At 42.4% G+C, this 18933-nt stretch carries 12 protein-coding genes; all 12 read left to right on the forward strand.

Features of this window, described 5'->3' with window-relative positions:
• Positions 1-7 precede the first annotated feature (7 nt).
• The 12 genes from DVW06_RS12315 to DVW06_RS12370 all read left to right on the forward strand — a co-directional run bounded on the left by DVW06_RS12315 (position 8) and on the right by DVW06_RS12370 (position 18756).
• A complete protein-coding gene (locus tag DVW06_RS12315) occupies positions 8-2158 on the forward strand; it encodes a glycoside hydrolase family 3 N-terminal domain-containing protein (protein WP_003128106.1) in 2151 nt (716 codons plus the stop codon).
• A gap of 16 nt (positions 2159-2174) precedes the next feature.
• On the forward strand, positions 2175-5456 hold the full coding sequence (locus DVW06_RS12320) for a GH36-type glycosyl hydrolase domain-containing protein (RefSeq protein WP_003128107.1): 3282 nt from the start codon (positions 2175-2177) through the stop codon (positions 5454-5456).
• A 12-nt stretch (positions 5457-5468) separates the two neighbouring features.
• Positions 5469-6434 carry a LacI family DNA-binding transcriptional regulator gene (locus DVW06_RS12325; RefSeq protein WP_029486283.1) on the forward strand — a complete coding sequence of 322 codons (966 nt, stop codon included), beginning with the start codon at positions 5469-5471 and terminating at the stop codon, positions 6432-6434.
• Positions 6435-7055: 621 nt separating this feature from the next.
• Positions 7056-11984: a hypothetical protein gene (locus DVW06_RS12330; RefSeq protein WP_131731976.1), complete on the forward strand. Its 4929-nt coding sequence runs from the start codon at positions 7056-7058 to the stop codon at positions 11982-11984.
• A gap of 308 nt (positions 11985-12292) precedes the next feature.
• Positions 12293-13006 carry a WxL domain-containing protein gene (locus DVW06_RS12335; protein WP_029486285.1) on the forward strand — a complete coding sequence of 238 codons (714 nt, stop codon included), beginning with the start codon at positions 12293-12295 and terminating at the stop codon, positions 13004-13006.
• A 56-nt stretch (positions 13007-13062) separates the two neighbouring features.
• Positions 13063-13764, forward strand: coding sequence for a WxL domain-containing protein (locus tag DVW06_RS12340; protein ID WP_137264701.1), 702 nt, complete (start codon positions 13063-13065; stop codon positions 13762-13764).
• 70 nt (positions 13765-13834) lie between these two features.
• A complete protein-coding gene (locus DVW06_RS12345; protein ID WP_029486287.1) occupies positions 13835-14896 on the forward strand; it encodes a DUF916 and DUF3324 domain-containing protein in 1062 nt (353 codons plus the stop codon).
• 254 nt (positions 14897-15150) lie between these two features.
• Entirely contained in the window at positions 15151-15642 is a 492-nt protein-coding gene (locus tag DVW06_RS12350; RefSeq protein WP_003128114.1) for a hypothetical protein, read from the forward strand.
• Positions 15620-17077 (forward strand): helix-turn-helix domain-containing protein, encoded by a 1458-nt coding sequence (locus DVW06_RS12355; RefSeq protein WP_137264699.1) that lies wholly within the window; start codon positions 15620-15622, stop codon positions 17075-17077. Before DVW06_RS12350 ends, DVW06_RS12355 begins: the two co-directional genes overlap by 23 nt.
• A 174-nt stretch (positions 17078-17251) precedes the next feature.
• The gene (locus DVW06_RS12360; RefSeq protein ID WP_005470091.1) at positions 17252-17821 is read left to right on the forward strand and encodes a TetR/AcrR family transcriptional regulator; all 570 of its coding nucleotides are present in this window, start codon (positions 17252-17254) and stop codon (positions 17819-17821) included.
• A 2-nt stretch (positions 17822-17823) separates the two neighbouring features.
• Positions 17824-18282 (forward strand): low molecular weight protein-tyrosine-phosphatase, encoded by a 459-nt coding sequence (locus DVW06_RS12365; RefSeq protein WP_005470093.1) that lies wholly within the window; start codon positions 17824-17826, stop codon positions 18280-18282.
• 111 nt (positions 18283-18393) lie between these two features.
• Positions 18394-18756: a hypothetical protein gene (locus DVW06_RS12370; protein ID WP_005470095.1), complete on the forward strand. Its 363-nt coding sequence runs from the start codon at positions 18394-18396 to the stop codon at positions 18754-18756.
• Positions 18757-18933 lie beyond the last annotated feature (177 nt).

An 18933-nucleotide genomic window follows, 5' to 3' on the forward strand; every position in this document is an offset into this window, starting at 1 on the left:
AACAAAAATGGAAAAGACAAAATTGACGCACTTACTTGAACAAATGACTATCGATGAAAAAATCGATCAATTATTGCAACTGGCTGCTGCGTTTTATTCAGACAAAGCGGAAGAAAAAACCGGACCGATGAGTGATCTGGGACTGACCCAAGAAACCATCAACAACGCTGGAACAACGCTAGGCGTTTCCGGTGCCAAAGAAGCGATCCGAGTACAACAAGAATACATCAAAAACAATCGCCTGCAGATCCCGACGATTCTAATGGCAGATATTATCCATGGGTTTCGAACAATCTTCCCGATTCCATTGGCTCTAGGTAGTTCGTGGGATCTGAATGCTGCGGAACAAATGGCCGAAATTTCAGCTAGAGAAGCCGCTGTGTCTGGGCTCCATGTGACGTTCTCGCCAATGGTGGACTTAGTCCGAGACCCTCGTTGGGGACGAGTGATGGAATCTACCGGAGAAGATCCCTACTTGAACAGTCGCCTTGCGGAGGCTTTCGTGAAAGGCTACCAAGGAGAAGACTTGACCAATGATTTTGAACGGGTCGCCGCTTGTGTGAAGCATTTTGCGGCGTATGGCGCAGCAATTGGCGGTCGTGATTACAACACAGTCAATATGTCTGAGCGTCAATTGCGGGAAAGTTACTTACCAGGCTACCAAGCCGCACTAGCAGCTGGGGCAAAATTGGTGATGACTTCCTTTAATACGGTAGATGGGATTCCGGCTACAGCGAATCGCTGGTTGTTCCGTGATGTGTTGCGAAAAGAATTTGGTTTTGATGGCGTAGTGATCTCTGACTGGGGTGCGGTCAAAGAAATCATTGCCCATGGCGCAGCAGAGGATGAGAAACAGGCGGCAGAATTAGCGATCAAAGCAGGCGTCGATATTGAAATGATGACGACTTGCTACAACGATTATTTGAAAGAATTGATCGAAGAAGGCGCTGTTGCGGAAGAGTTATTGGATGAAGCAGTATTGCGGATCTTGACCCTTAAAAATGATCTTGGTCTTTTTGAAAATCCTCATCGTGGGGCAGATGAAGCTGCTGAAGCTAGGGTCGTACTTTCGCAAGAACATCGAACAGCCGCGAGAGAAATCGCTCAAAAATCAATGGTTTTATTGAAGAATGAGAACATCTTACCATTTAAATCAACGGAGACGGTCGCGATCATTGGACCAGCGGCTCACTCTAAAGATATTTTAGGTGCATGGTCATGGCAAGGGAAACAAGAAGAAGCCGTTTCATTGATCGAAGGGAGCAAAGCAGTTTCAGAGAATATTCTTTATGGAAAAGAACCATTCGATTATTTTGCGCCAACAGAAGCAGCGATCAATGAAGCTGTTACATTAGCTAAACAAGCAGATAAAGTGGTTCTCGCACTAGGTGAACAAGACTGGATGAGCGGAGAAGCAGCGAGCCGCAGCGATATTCGCTTGCCTGAAGCGCAGTTAGCATTATTCAAACAATTGCAGGCAGTCAATGAGCAACTCGTTGTGACCTTGTATAATGGTCGTCCATTAGATCTTCAAGGCATTGATGAAGCAAAAGCCATCGTTGAAGCATGGTTCCCTGGAACAGAAGGTGGTCACGCATTAGCAAATCTTTTATGGGGACAATACAATCCAAGCGGCCGTTTGAGTATGTCTTTCCCAGAAACAGTCGGTCAAGTACCTGTTTATTACAATACTGAAACTACCGGTCGTCCTTATGAAAGTGCACCTGATGAAAAATATGTCTCGAAATATTTGGATGTCTCCAACTATGCAAAATATCCTTTTGGTTTCGGTTTGAGCTATCACGAGGCTCAGTATAGTGAGTTAAGTTTAGATAAATCACAACTGTCTGCTGAAGAGACACTGACAGTATCCCTTCAGATCAAGAATAATAGCGACTTTGCTGGTGAAGAAACCGTCCAGTTATATCTGCGAGACCTCGTTGGTGAAGTTGTCCGACCAATCAAAGAATTAAAAGGATTCCAAAAAGTATGGTTAGAACCAGGGGAAACCAAAGAAGTAACTTTTTCAATTACGGAAGATATGTTGCGTTACGTCCACAGCAATCAGGAAACATCCAGTGATGCTGGCACATTCCAAGCCATGGTCGGCAGCAACAGTCGCGATCTGCAGACGGCTACATTCAAATTCGTAAGATAAGGATAGGAAGGTTTATATGACACAATATATTACTCTTGAAAAGAATCAGACACGCCTGAGGTTTTTGAAAACCGGGGATCTGTATGAAATAGATAGCAATGGCATGATGATCAATCAACTAAATGGCAATCCGGTAGACGGCAGTTTGAATCAATTGTATCTGCGAGTCTATACATCAGAAGGGATTCGTTGGACACCGATGGTCGGTTCTAATTCAGCCAGTAAGTTTGGGTATTCCCAACAGCAGTTGTCTTGGTCAGGAGAGTTTTTGGACGTTCATTATCAAGTGGACTTGCAACTGGCAGAAGATTGCTGGTTTTGGCGAATCCAGTTAACGGGTTCTGGAAAAGCAGATATCATTTATGGTCAAGATATAGGCAATGCACTAAAAGGAGCAGTTCAGTCCAATGAAGCGTATGTTTCTCAATATCTGGATCACCACGTGACTCAGGATAACGGAACGATCGTCGTCTCTTCTCGTCAAAATCAACCGCAATCCGGCAAATTTCCATTAGTCGAACAAGGAAGTTTCCAACCCTTGCGGAGTTATTCAACAGATGGGTATCAATTTTTTGGCAGAACATACAAGGTGACTAATTTGCCGCAAGCCTTAGCGCACGAAACATTAGCGAATGAAGTGTATCAATATGAATTTGCCTACATTGCTTTGCAGTCCGAGTCTTATCAGCTATCTGACGAAACAACAGAAGTCATTTTTTATAGTGCTGTCAAGGCAGATCAGCCACAAGCAGTATCCGGTCCGCAATTCGACCGCCCTTCTCTGAAGGAACAGTTTCAAAAATTGACTTTTGAGTCATTGACGACACAGCTACTTCCGGCAAAACAACTCGGAGCAGCATTGACTGGAGATACCTTGTCAGAAGCAGATATTTCCGCGCTATTTCCAAAACAGGAAGCAATGGAACGAATCGATGGCCAAATGTATTCATTTTTTACCGAAAACTACCGTCACGTTGTGTTGAAGGAAAAAGAAAGTGCCATGGAACGGGCTCATGGGCATATATTGCTGAGTGGCAGTGATCTAGTGGTAGATCAGCCGTTGCTTAGTACGACGGTTTATATGTATGGTATTTTCAATTCGCAGATCGTTCTAGGGAATACGTCAATGAATAAATTATTGAGTAACAGCCGTAATGCGTTGAATGTCATGAAACGATCAGGACAGCGGATCTACTTGAAAGAACAGGATACGTGGCGCTTATTGACGATGCCATCTGCGTTCGAGATGGGGCTGAACTCTGCAACGTGGTATTACAAAACAGCAGATGATTTGATCACGGTCACGACGTATACACTGCTTGACAGCCGTGAGATCCGAACGATGATCCATAGCAAAAAGGCTTATTCATGGGCCATCAGCAACCAGTTTTTGATGGGACCAGATGAAGAAGCACCGACAGCGGTTGTGAAAAAAGAGCAGCAAGTAGTGATCACAAGCGGGACTACGTCACCAGTAAAAGAAGCGTATCCAGAATTAACTTATTATCTGCAGGCGGATCAGCCTTTTGATGTGACAGATGATTCCTTGTTCTTACAAGAAAACAGTGATGGCGCACTAACTGTTCTGACATTTGCGGATCAGTCAGAAGTTACCCTTAAGATTCAGGGAACGTTGACCGGAGATCCTTACCGAGAACAAGCGTCTTCTAAGCAGCAAGAAGAAGCAAAATATGTGACGTTCATTGATTCACTGCTGAATCAATTTGAATTGACCCATGACCAAGCAGAAGTCCAAACTCTTAATTTGCTCTCTCGGTGGTACACGCACAACATGCTGGTCCATTATTTGTCTCCTCATGGTTTGGAACAGTATGGCGGTGCTGCTTGGGGGACCAGAGATGTCTCACAAGGACCAACAGAATTTTTCTTAGCAGTCAATCGTCCAGAGATCGTTGCGTCGATCATCAAACACCTCTTTGCCAATCAATTTGCCGACGATGGCAATTGGCCGCAATGGTTTATGTTTGACCGCTACGAAAAACAAAAAGCCGACGAAAGTCATGGAGATGTGATTGTGTGGCCAATGAAAGTCGTCAGCGATTACTTGGAAAAAACGAAGGACTTCGCGATTTTAGAAACGCAAATACCTTATACAGATCGCGAAACGTTCTTAAAGACAAGTCAAACTGCTTCTCTTTATGATCATTTACAGAAAGAGATTGCATATATCGAAGCGAATTTCTTGGAAGGTACGTATCTTTCATGTTATGGGGATGGGGACTGGGATGATACCCTGCAGCCAAACAATAGCAAATTGAAAAAGCAGATGGCCAGCAGTTGGACAGTTGCATTAACTTATGAAGTGATGAAGAAACTAGCGGCACAGCTGAAAGACTATGATCCAAATTATGCTGATCATTTACAAACCATCGTCAGCGGCATTCGTACAGATTTTGATAAATACATTTTGTCCTCAGGAACCATCCCAGGATTTGTTTATATGGAAGACCCTGAACATGTGGAATTGATGATCCATCCAGAAGACAAAAAGACAGGGATTCAGTACCGATTGTTGCCGATGCAGCAAAGCATGATCGGTGAATTACTTTCTCCGGACGAAGCCGAGCACCATTTAGGCATCATCAAAGAACACTTGCAACATCCAGATGGCGTTCGCTTGATGAATCGTCCAGCGGCTTATCATGGTGGGGTCAGTACGAATTTCAAACGTGCAGAGCAAGCAGCGAACTTTGGTCGGGAAATCGGGTTGCAATATGTTCATGCCCACATCCGTTTTACTGAAGCAATGGCCAAATTGGGACAAAAAGAAGAAACTTGGCATGCTTTAGGGGTCATCAATCCTATTCAGTTGCAAGAACGCGTGCCAAATGCAGAACTGCGACAAGCCAATGTCTATTTCAGCAGCTCTGACGGCGATTTCAAAACAAGGCTTGAAGCCCAAGAGAATTTTGGTAAACTTAGAGATGGAAGCGTCGGTGTAAAAGGCGGTTGGCGCGTGTACTCCAGCGGACCAGGTATCTATTTGAATCAATTGATCAGCAATGTCTTGGGCATTCGCGAAATGGCAGATGATTTGTTCCTTGATCCTGTCTTGCCAACTGAGTTATCTGACTTAACGATGACCTACCGGGTCTTTGATCAACCGGTTAAGATCCATTTTCACGAAGCGTCAAAAGAACAGGTATTGATCAATGGCCAACCGGTAGACTATACACTAGCAGAAAACAGCTATCGAAAAGGGGCCTTTTGTTTAGACAAATCAGCAGTGCTGCCGTTGTTCAATAAGGAAATAAATCATATCGATATTTATCGATAGAAAGGAGGAGCCATGGTAGGGATCAAAGATATTGCTAAAAAAGCCGGTGTGTCTATTTCCACTGTATCCTATGCTTTGAACGGCAGCCCTAAAGTGACGGAGGAGACGCGCGCCCGTATCCAAGCGATTGCTCGTGACTTGAATTATGTTCCGAACATGGCTGCTCGTACACTGAAGCGCAGACAAACGAACATCATTGGCGTGTACCTCGCAGACTACGCGGGGAGTTTCTATGGAGAGTTGCTAGACGGGATTAAAAAAAGTCTCGAGACTTTTGGTTACGAAATGATTGTTTGCAGCGGCAAAAAATCCCATTTGTTTATACCAGAGCGTATGATCGATGGAGCCATCGTTTTAGATTGGACTTTTCCTTCAGAGGAAATTGAGCGGTATGCTCAGCGGGGACATCAAATCGTTGTACTAGATCGGATCCTCGATCATGAAAATATCCATCAAGTCCTTTTGGATAATAAAGGTGGTGCGGCACTGGCTATTGATAAATTGATTTCAGGTGGCAGCCAACATGTCTTTTTACTTGCTGGTCCTGAAAAAAGTTATGATAGTCAAGAACGGTTAGAAGCCAGTATCAAAGAGCTTACCCGATTTGGCATTTCCTATGATGTAATAGCTGGTGATTTTACTGAACCCTCAGGGTATCGGGGAGCAGAAGAAATTTTAGCAAAAAATCCGCTAAGACCAATCGATATCTTTGCCTTAAACGATGAAATGGCCATCGGGGTTTATAAGTATGTACGTAAAACAGACTTAAAAATCGGAGAAGATATCCGCATCATTGGTTTTGACAATACAGAATTAGGGGCGTTTATACAGCCGCGGTTGTCGACAATTTCTTACTCGAAGCATCGTTGGGGAATGATTGCTTCAGAGAAAATCGTCAAATCGATTCAAGGAGAGCAAGTAGAGGACGAGCATATCTATACAACATTTATTGATGGACGTTCTTTTCCAAATAATTGAAAATGAAGCACCAAACAGAGGACTGTTTGGTGCTTTTTTTGCGCACGGAAATAAAAATACATGCTGTTAAATTAGATTAATAGTTATTTTATTTTTTATGATTGTATTATTTTTCTAATGTTGTTTAGAAAAAATTATAAAATTTTTTTCGGTTATTATACTTTGAGTTATTTTATTTTAGAAAATACAGTGAATTATTATTCGTTATAACATTATTAATTCTATGAAATATAAATGATGTTAGCGATTTCTATATAGGGGCATCAAGTACAAATAATTCGGATAATAGATTAATTTTTCAGTGGTAAAGATTGCTTTATTATGTGATTTTTATAATCTTATTCTAATTATATCTCTTGAACTCTTACGTTTTTTTAGTATGCTAGGTGAAATTAACTCTAAATTTATCCTTTCCAAGCATTTCAAGTAAATGTCAAACAAACTGCCTGACAAGGCCAAAAATGAGAAGAAACAAGCGGTTAGGATGTCAATTTATAATCATAATTTTGGAATGGATGAAAAAAATTATAATCCTTTTTTTATTTGGATATAGACTATGGATAGCATAATGCGTGTATTGCGCAATATTTTACTCATTTTCACTCAGTCAGGAGGGATAAAGTGAATCGTTTTTTAACCAATTTTCTTGTTTTTCTATTAGTATCTTCTCCTTGTTTTTCATATACAGAGGTAGTTGCACATGCAGAAAGTATCGCGCAAAAAAGTGAAACAACGGATACTTTAAACGAGTTAGAAAAGCTTAGCGATATAGATAATAAGGAAAGTATCACGAGTAACAGAGAAAGTAGCAGTGAAAGCAGTGAAGGTACCGCAAGTCAGGATAACGAAACAAACGAAACATCTGAAGCGACTGAAACAGCAGAATCGGATGAATCGCCAGCACATTCAGCATCTGAATCTCATTCCCAAGAATCTGTTACTAGTTCTTCACAAGAGTCAGAAGAACTGACGATAACCTTCAAAAGTGCTGAAGGGCGTTTGTTGGAAACAGGAGAAACAAGCCTTCAAATCAGCAAGAAAAAAGGGGAACGTCTTACAGCAACGGACATTCCTTCCTTTAAAAATCCGGCATCCTTTGAAGGCTGGCAGCTAGAAGGAAAAATTTATAGTAATGAAGCATTGCAAAACGTGGACCTAGATCATGATCAGATCCTGCTAGCAGTTTTTAAACAGGGCGTGAGTGTCCGGTCTAGCGGTTCCTTAGTAGACCTGTCCATCAAAGATATTATTGCAAGTGCAGATCCTTCACGACTTGTTGCCGTTCCAAGTCCTGCAGGCGATGGGGAAACTTACGCTGAGTATGCAAATAGTGTCGATGGCTTTCGGCAAGCCTTGTTTGATATGTATCAAAATGGCAATGGCGGTGAGTTTGCTTTGTATGTCGGATCAGGGGGTACCTTGACTTTACCGGCTGATCTGACAGCCAAAACAATACCAAGCACAGTAGACAGTAGCAATATCACGTTTTATGCATTACAAGGGAAAGTTAGTCGCTTGATATTAACTGGTCATGCTAACGATCCCATCACAGATGCGACAACATTGGCTTCAGGCAGTCGACGGGTTGATTTCTCAACGAATAATTATTTTGGCTCGGATATCGTGTTTCGCAATATCGACTATAGGGGATCGACGATTTACATGAACGGGCACAGTCTTTTCCTCAATGGGGGTGCCGTTGGAAATGGCTTTACGATATATGGTGGCACAAACAGTGGGGATCTGGAAGGCAATCCGACGATCCATGTGAATAACACGGGTTCAGGTACTTGGAATATTTATGGGGGCAACCAAAGCGGCGGAACGTTGAAGGGGAATGTAACGATCAACGTAAACAATACCGTCTCTGGGATAAGTACCATTGCAGGGGGAGCCAATGTTGGAACGATCGATGGCAATACAAAAGTAGCGATCAAGCAATTGAATGGCACATTGACAAACTATTATGGCGGTGGTGTTGGATCAAGTGCTACAAATGCAGCCAATGTGACTGGGAATGTTGAAACGACGATTGCTACGAAAAATGCCAATTTTCGGTTGGGAACGTTTGTCGGAGGGGTTCAGTATGGAACGATCGACGGTAGAATCAACAGCACTGTTTCCGGTAGTGGAGGCTGGACTGGGACAGCCAATCGTTTTATCGGCGGTTCCTATTATGGAAATATTGGCTCGGAACCTGCTAAAGATGCCATCGTAACGAATCTTGATTCGAGTCTCTATTCTACAGGCCGGGCAACTTTTGAAGGTGGTAATCGATACTCTGGCACAATCAATGGAAACATCGTAAATACGGTCAAAGCGGGTCCTAGCGCTAGTGTCGGTGGGATCGGTGATTTCAATGGCGGCGGCGGGAACAATGTCAGCACGCTCTCACAAAGTTCGATGGGAGCTTCGAATACAACGACTTACGACAATTATACTCCCGCACAACGGGCTCAATTAGCAGAAGCGGGAGCAAGTTTCAAAGTATACGGCAATATTACCTCCCATCTGGTCAGCGGTTCTTTTTCAAATGGTGCAACATATACTACAGCTGCAGGTCGCGGCGGTTATATTGATGGGAATACCACGATTGAAGTGGGGTCGATTACAGCAGATGGCAGTCCAGGTGGAGACGGTATTGCTTATAAAGGATCAAAACCGACCAACCTTGCTTATTCCACAACAACCAAAAATCGAGGGGAACTATCTGGCTGGGATATTGTCGGCGGTGGGGGAGATCCGGGAACTACCTGGAATATCTACATCAAAGGGAATACTAAAACAATTCTAAATAATACGGTTGCTCGCTGGACCTATGGCGGCTCTTTCTCTGGAGTTATTGAAGGAAATGCATCGAATACATTGAACTCAGGGATCGTAGACACCCTTGAAGGTACTGGCTATACCGGTAGAAGAGTCTATGGTAATGGTGAAACGACAGTCAATAACGGACAAGTGGATTGGTTCTTGTCTGGCGGCGGCTGGAACGATCTCTTGATTGGTGGGAACGTGGCAGTAACGGTTTATGATGGGGTGATCAATGCCTCTCTAGGGGCTTCATACGGAGATTCCAGTTCTCATACGATCAACGGAAATTCGAATAATCGGATTTTCGGCGGGAACTTTTCCGGTACCCCACGAACTGGCTCTAATGGTTTTTCTGGCGGTGTGACTAATAATGGCAGACTATTGGGAAATGCAAGTTTAACATTGGATTTAAGAAATTATGACGGTGAGTTTAAGCTGCCTAGCGGGACCAATATTTCTGGCGGAAATCCATTCAACAGTACAAATATTGTCGGAACAGATACATCCAATACGATTACGCTGAACATCTATACAAAACCAGGATCGGATGTCTTGAACGGTGCCACGATTTATGGGGATGGCGGCCGAACTGCTAGCAATACGAGAAGCGGCAAGATCATGATGAACATTCAAGCGGAAGATTCCAGTATTGGTAATTTATATACCACCTATTACTCGAATATTTCCTCTAATCAGATTTTGCGCGATGTAGAGATGCGTATTCAAGGGGCGAAAAGTATCAATGGGATCTCTGGCGGAAATGCAACGGACAATTTCACCAATGCAATCGTTGCTAACAGCACCAATCAAGTCAAAATGAATTTTGGCGAGAATGTAGATGGAACCAATGCTTACCAAGATGAGCCCATATCTATGACAGGATTAGGTCTCGTGAATTTTACCGAATTAACTGTGACTAACGGATTGACATTGATGGCTACCGGTGGGGATATAAAAAATGGGCGCTCAGCTACAGCGGCCAACCATAGTACGACTTATCACCAGTTTGGGACGATCCAGCTGTCGAAAAATGCCGGTATTGGAATTTCTTCAGCAAACAACATGATTTCAGGCAGTAAGTTAACCATCGAAGATGAGGCAACCATTGAATCTCCTCCGGGTACTGGTCGGATCAACCTTTCCTATTTTGAAGTGCCAGATTCAAAAAAAGATCATTTGACTTGGATCAAAAATACGGAGAATGATGCTGCAGCACGAGCAAAAAGTCAGGGCACTTGGTTTGGAGAAGTCACAAGCTACCAAGTATTGACTATCAATCCAGTTGCAAACAATGCGACGCCGATCACGCCGATCACTTTTAGCGGCATCGAAAAAGCGACTGGTAAAACATTCATTGGGGACAATGATGTGACGGGAGTCAATGGCTACGGAATTGCGATTCCTGGTTCAGTGATCGACTATGAAGTCGAAATGCCCGGTATCGCTGATGGGCAAGGTTCAATCACTCATGACGTGACAGGCGTTAAAGAAAATAATGCGCCACTTGTGATTCAAGCATGGGGAACAGATATTGCTGGCATCCAGGTTCAAAAAGGGCGGCTGCTTATTCCGTATACTGGGTCAAATTTACCGATACTGACCTTTACACCAGAAACCCAGAATAAAGGTTCTTGGTTTTATGCTGGACAGATCCAGTCAAGCAAAGTTGCTAGTGCGACAGAAACAATCCCAGAACAATCGTCTTCAGATCCAGTCGATTGGCAGATTCCCGATGGTGAATACAGCTATCAAGTGAAGGTTTCTTACTCGAATCAAGCTGAACTTCGTGCTCAGAACGCAATCATTACAGAACAAGAAGCTGAGAACCTCACTAAAGAAGATGCACTGGACTATTTGCAGGCACAAGGACGCCCATTCTTTACAGATAGTCTGACGGAAGAAGCAATAGCAGAGATTCAAAAACCATTGGGGTCAGCAACTTCTCGCAAGCATCTTGTTTCATTCAAAGCAGGAGCAGCAAATCAATCATCTGTAGAACAAGCAGTCAATCTGGTAGTCGTGAAAAATGAGAGTGCCTTGGCAAGCAATCGGCAATTCGCTGTCTTTGCCAAAGATAGCCGCTTGACTTTAGGGGAAGCAACGGCTATCACGAATCAAGCTGATTTAGCAGCATATACGGAAGCCGCAACGATTTTTGCTGATGGTCGAGACGAGCAGTTGCCGCAAGTTGCACCAGAAGCACTCGAATCGATCCAGCAAACAAGCGAAGAAGAGCTGCTAAAAAATGTCACAACTACGTATCATTTCACCGAAAATGGGCAAACTGCTGAAAAAACAGTGAATGTGGCGATCGCTGGTGAGTTGACCTTGAGCAGTGTACCGACAACTATCGATTTTGGGGCACAAAAAATCACTACCACCACTCAAACGTATTGGCCTGACATTCAAGGAGATTTGATTGTCAAAGATACACGAGGATCTGAACGAAGTCCTTGGCGGCTCACTGTGAAAGAACAGCAGAGCTTGAGTAATGGGACAGATCATTTAGAAAATACGTTGTTCTTTGTAAAAAATGGGGAAGAGCAATTACTAACAAATGGGGAAATTATCGTTGAAGAGACGGAATTGACCGAAAACGGCGACTATCATGTGAATCAAGAATGGGGAGAAACAGCGAATAAAGGTCTTAAATTAGTTGTTCCGGTAGAAAAGCAAAAAATAGGCGAATATAGCGGAACGTTATCCTGGCAACTAGTATCTGCTCCAGGCAATCCATAAAAGGCAGAAGAGTAAAGATAAAAACAGTCATTAATGCAAGTTTGCTCGGCTGATTATTCTTGTTTTTGGCAACTACCTTAGCTGCTGAAATAGGCGCGGATGACAGCAATGGCGGAACGTCATTTTATGGCGTTTAGGAATATCCAGCAAAAAATCCAAGACCATAGGCGAAAGTACTGAGAAATCAGCCATTCGACCAACAAGGACATAAAATCTTACCCACAACGGGTTCTGACTCTTCCAGTTAACTCGCGATGGGGGTTGCTTGTTGGCAGCACTAGGTATTTTATCAAAAAGGAGCAAATGAAATGAAAAAGAGTTTAATAACGATGGGTATCGTCATCCTTAGTTCAATAATCTTGCCGATCACCGCAGTTGCAGCAGAGTATACATCAAATGGGGCAATTATTTTTGAAACGGATAATGATCTCACTAAACCAGTCGACCCTACCGATCCGGAAAAACCAGTCGACCCGGTCGATCCCACGGATCCAATGGGACCAAATCCAGGAACTGCTGGGCCGTTGTCAATTGATTTTGCCTCCAGTTTCCAATTTGGCAATCAAAAGATCACATCAGAAACAATGGATTACTATGCAAAACTGCAAGAGTTCATTTCAAGTTTAGCAGGTCCGAATTATGTGCAAGTCACAGATAAACGGGGGACTCAAGAAGGCTGGTCTCTTAGCGTCATACAGAACGGTCAATTTAAGACAGCACAGAGTGAAGTGCTAGCAGGGGCTTCATTATCAATTTCTTCCGGAACAGCAATTTCTGTGACAGATAAGCAGTATGCACCAACAGTAGTAGAGAATCACACATTTGTTCCCAATAGTGAAATGAACTTGGTGAATGTCCCGGCAGGCAAAGGGATGGGGACTTGGATCTATCGCTTTGGTGCTGATGCATCAGAAGGAGCGGCAGCTGTAAAATTAAACATTCCTGGTCGTTCGGTTAAATTAGCCAAAGAATATCGAACAACCTTGACTTGGTACCTCAAAAATGTACCAGAGACTGAATAAGAAGGGGCAGAAAAGTGAAAAAAATAGTAACCGCAGCAGTATTCGTAGGATTGGGAATGACGAGCACGGTCACTGCTCAAGCAGCAGAAGTGGCAGCTTATCATTCAAATGGTCAAATTGTCTTTGAACCAAACACGGAGCCAACGGATCCAATCAGTCCAATAGACCCAGATCCAGACAATCCAATCAAACCAGTCGATCCCACCACGCCAGATGGCAAACCTGAACCAGGAACCAACGGACCGTTATCGATCGACTTTGCCTCCAGTTTGTATTTTGGCATGCAAAAAATCACTTCAAAAACGGAAGTCTACCATGCCTCATTGCAAAAATATGAGGATGCAGCAGGTGCAGAACAAGAAGGACCAAATTTTGTACAAGTCACAGATAACCGAGGAATGGAAAGCGGCTGGACGTTGCATGTCAAACAAAATGGCCAATTTAAAACAGGGAAAGACCAAGAATTAAAAGCAGCTCAAATTCGCTTGACTAACGGGACGATCGTTACACCATCCGAATCCCCAAAACCTTCTAATTTTAAAAGCACGATTACCCTGGATCCCAATGGGGCTGAATCATTAGTCATGAGTGCCCAAAAAGGGGAAGGAGCCGGTACTTATCTTATGAGCTGGGGTGACAGTTTATTCGCAGCAGTAGATAGTATTGAATTAGAAGTGCCTGGTTCAACAACGAAATATGCCGTGAAGTACAGTACCACATTTACCTGGCTGCTAACTGATACCCCGACAAATCCATAGCAACCAGTCCCTTTAAGTGTAAGGTTTTGATACGTAAGGGTGGTACATAGATAGAGAGGGAAAATCCATCATGAAAAAAAGTAAACAGCTCATTATACTGGTTTTGGCAAGTCTTTTCTTTTTTATTTCGGTAAGAGGCATGGCCTCTGAATTCAATTTTGCAGTAAATCCAGTCATACCAGAGAACCAAATAGACAAATCTAAGACTTATTTTGATTTGAAGATGTCACCAGGTGCTGTTCAAACGGTGGAGGTTCTATTAAGAAATGATACGGATAAGGACGTAGTGATTGAGCCGAAGATCGCTTCGGCAACCACCAATCTAAACGGCGTTGTTGAGTATGGTCAAAATGATATCGAACCTGATGAAACCTTAACGCACAATTTGAAGGATTTGGTAGACATCGCAGAGACCATCACGATTCCCAAACAGTCTCAAGTGACTTTGCCTTTAAAAGTAAGCATGCCTTCAGAATCATTTAAAGGCGTGATTTCCGGTGGACTGACATTAAAAGAAAAGCAGGAAGAAGCCTCTGATCAGTCCGAGGATCAAGGATTAGCGATCAAAAATGAATATGCCTATGTCGTCGCAATTTTGTTGAGACAAACAACGGATGAAATCGTTCCAGATTTGAAGTTGTTAGCCGTCGAACCTGATCAAGTGAATGCCCGCAATGTAATCAATGTGACTTTTCAAAATCCGACCGCTGCCTATTTGAATTCATTTTGTTTGATCAACGATGTCACTAAAAAAGGGCAAAACGACAGCCGCTATTCTTCTGATACTTCTGGTATGCAGATGGCACCAAATTCCCATTTTTCTTATCCCATCTCATTAGAAGGACAAAAGCTTGAAGCAGGTACTTACCTGCTGAAATCTGTTGCCTACAGCGGAAAAAGCGATGAAGGACAGTATAAAGTCAAGAATGGTGATGAGGAAGAAAGATATTTATACAGATGGGAATTTAAAAAAGAGTTTACAGTGGCTGGCGATGTTGCGCGAGACCTCAATCGGAAAGATGTCACTATCGAAGAAGATCATACGTGGCAATATTTATTGATTGGACTCCTCTTGGTGATCATTGCATTTCTGATTGTTTGGCATCGTCAGAAAAAGAATGAAGGAGAGTAACTAGTTTTGAAAAGTGATGAGCGATAGCCGATTCATTGCGGAATCATTTTCTTTCCTGTTTCTCAAAGTAAGTCTTATGGAGAAAGATCTCCAGTTAGGACAACAAGTTAGCAGCAAGTAAGAACAGCTGGCTTTTTCAGCTACACCTAATGGTGTGGGGCTGTCTTTGATAGATTCATCGATTATTGATGGTACGTGAGGAGAGGCCCAAGTGAGATGCCAGATAGAACTATGTTAAGGCGGTGAAATAATCAATGAAACGCAAATTTGGCTTTGTTTTAGGAGCCTGTATTATTATCGGAATGATCGACCTTGTTACCGAACAGGTCGTATTCGCTACCATCTATAATCCGCTGAATCCTTCAGAAGAAATCGTTCCGAAAGACCCTCCAGAAATCAACGAGGCGCCTGTTGATGAGAAGACACCAAAAGCAGCAGAACCAGCATCGCCTAAGGAAGAACCCAAATCAAAAGAAAACAGTCAAAAGGAACAGCCGTTACTGAATCTAACAAAACCGTTTTTGGCTGATGGCAAGCAGCTGGCAAAACGCGTGACGGTGGAAGATATCTTCCTTGCAAATAGTCTGTCGGTCGACTTAGCAATGCCAGACGATGATTCAGGTGGTGATGGCAATGATCAGCCGTCTTATCTTACAAGCTTGTGCTATTTATTTACCGGAAGTGTCCTTTATGGGCAAAAGAATGATGGAGGCCTGAAAACGCATGTTTTTGACATTTTTGAATAAAGCGGATAAGCGAAAATTGGTGCTGCTTCAATACTTGGAAAATGCGGTTTCTTTATCCGAGACAAAAGAGGCATTGATGGATAATCTGACAATGTCCGAATTTTTGATCAACAAGACCGTTCAAGAATTAAACACGGACTTTTATGAATTTGGATTGGATGAAGAGTTTGGTATTGTGACTGATGAGACCGTGATCAAATTAAATGCTTCTGGTTTGGCAACCTCTGATAACGTCTTGACCTATTATTTGGACCAGTCACTGAAATTTTCCATGCTGAAAGAATGTTTTTTTGAACAACTGTCTTCACTTTATGAATTCGCTACGAACCATTTTTTAAGCCATACGCCTGTGTATAAAGAATTTAAACAATTCAAGCAGATCCTTAATGATTATGACATTGAGGTGACGAAGGAATTTCGATTGATCGGTGAAGAAAATGAAATAAGGGAATTCATATTATTGTTTTTTATGAAAGAATACTATTTGAATCAGTCGGTTTTTCCGAAAGAAATCGAAACAAAAAGAAAGACTTTCGATGCGCTTAATAGTCAAGGCTGGTTGAACCCTCAGCAATCTGCCCGAATGCAGATCCGCAAAGAACAATACTTAGGAATCATTATTACCCGAATGTGCAATGGTCATTTTCTGCAAAATACAGTTGAGGATGGTTTGATCAATGCTGAACACTTACGAATCATTGAAGAGCTGAAAGACTGGCTGGCGAAGATCTTGCCTACGGTGAGCCTGACTACCTTAGAGCGGGAAGCAAAGGAGATATTGCGGTTTCTGATCGTAGAAGGCTGGTTAGTAGAAAATGACCGCTACATTGATCAAAATCATTATATCACCCAATTAAATGAACATTTCTATACAGAACTTAGTGGTCGTTTTGCTCTTTCCCAAGAGCTTCTAGCACTGCTTACAACTGAATTGACGAACATTCATTACCAACTGCTTTCATTTTCTTTCAGTTCGCGATGCGAGTATCAACATTTGGACGTCACTTATTTTCTGCAAACATACCCTGAATATGTGGCTTTTTGTCGGAATTACCTTGAAGCTAACCGGAACCGACCCATTTTGTGGAACAACAAGGAATTTCTATTCTTTCGCTATCTGATTTTATTGATCTCAACGATCCCATTAAAAGAAATATCTGTTCCTCTCTATGTATGTGTCGATTTTTCTTATGGTCGTTCGTATAATCAAATGATTCGCAACAATATTGAAAAGATTCTCGATTTGAATATTCAGTTTCAAAGTTTTCCGGATGAAAAGACTCATCTGACTCTTTCAAACATGCCTTTTTATGGGGCAATGGGGATCAATCATATTTTGTGGCTGGCGCCGCCGCGTCCAGTGGATTGGGTCAACTTTACCGAGAAAGTCGTGGGCATCCGCAGAGAATTTTTGAAAAAAAAATTTGAGAAATAAGTTCACCCAACCGATTGGGACGTGAAGGATTGCATTATTAAAAAAAGAGCTGAAATTGTTTTCAGCTCTTTTTTTGATCCCAGCTAGTGAAATAGCTGGGATTTTTTCTGCAAGAATACTTTTTTAGTTGGAAATTTGGTATGATAAGGAGAGAATTTGAAAAAGAGGTGTACCATGGCAGAAGGGAATCAAACCAAAGCAGTCATTGGTCAAACATTCGTTGAACTTTGTGAGACAAAAGAATTAAACAAAATCAGCATTCAAGAGCTGGCTGAGAAGGCGCAGATCAATCGACAAACCTTTTATTATCATTTCCCGGATAAAAAAGCATTGATTCGTTGGATCTACAAAACAGATGCGCTGATTTATCTAACATCTGAAAACATTTCGCTAGACAATTGGGAAGAAGCAGCTTTGAAAATGTTGAAGGCGATGCGGCAAAACGGAACCTTCTATCGGAAATCTGTTACTTATGACCGGGATATTCTGATGAGTGAGTTTTATCAAATTACGGAGCCTTTATTTCAGCGCTTGTTTGATGAAGTCGATGAAGAGCAACAATTGTCGCAACAAGACATTGCTTTTTACAGCCGTTTCTTTTCTTATGGCTGTAGTGGAATCTTAGAAACTTGGATTCGTGATGATTTTCCGGAAATGCCATTAGAAATCGCGACCCAACTCTTTCGCTTGGCAAAAGATGTGGAATTTTTTTCTTATCAAATTTATCAAAAAGAGGAGCAATAATCATGACGAAAGTTTTATTTGTCTGTTTAGGAAATATTTGTCGTTCACCGATGGCAGAAGGGCTTTTCAAGCAAGCAATAGCAGAACGTCAATTGCCTTGGCAGATCGATTCAGCAGCCACTAGTTCATGGGAAGCGGGTAATCCGCCTCATCAAGGAACTCGTCAACTATTAGCAGATGCGGGGATTTCTTGGCAGAACATGGTTTCCCGCAAGATCACTTCTGAGGATTTTGAAACCTATGACTGGATTATTGGCATGGATCGTAACAATTATGAGGACCTTTCAGCAATGGCTCCAGCAGGTATGCAGCATAAGCTTTACACGTACTTAAGTGTCGTTCCTGGAGAGGGAGAAGATATTCCAGATCCTTATTACACAGGAGATTTCAACCAAACATACCGCTTGATTCAAGCAGGACTGCCCCTTTGGATAGAAAAAATAAAAAATGCTGCCCAATAAAGGGAATGTTCGCTTGTTTTTTCCTCAAAATTTGTTAAAATAAAAGCAATAAACGAGAACGTATGTGCGGTTTTAGAGAAACCCGCTGCTGTTAGCAGAAAGGAAAGACCAATGGAAAAGAAATCATCTCCCATCAGACAGCTGGGCAAGTTGATTGTCATGACTTCGACAACCTTGTTGGATACTTTCTTCAGTGACAATGCCGATAAAAAAAATCAAACTGAAAAGATCAATGAGATTCGGCAAATTTTGCAAAAAGCGGCCAGTGACAAACATCTGGTCGTCTTACAAGTGAAAACCGAGAAGGTTGGCAGTTTTGAAACCGTTACCGGTTGGATCGTTGGAAAAACGGTTGCGAAAGAACAAGTCGTTTTGAAACTGCAAAGTGATCGGCAACAAATTCGTATGATCCCTTTAGCCAGCGTTTTAAAGGTCAGCACATTAAAGGTCAAAGCAACGCGGCCCGAAAAGTAAAAAAAGTCTGTGACGTAAGTAAAACAAGAGACCAAAACAGCAGATAGCAGCCATGTAGGCGGAAGAAGCAATCAAGCTGATCTTAGGACGTTGTTTTATTGGCTCTTCGTCAAATCGTGTTGGTGAAGACAAATTTGAATAAAACTTAGTCCGATATGCGGCGCGTTCTGTGCGCCG

Origin of the sequence: Enterococcus sp. ARL09-542 (assembly GCF_005234805.1) — a bacterium.
Classification (GTDB): Bacteria; Bacillota; Bacilli; order Lactobacillales; family Enterococcaceae; genus Enterococcus_D; species Enterococcus_D gallinarum.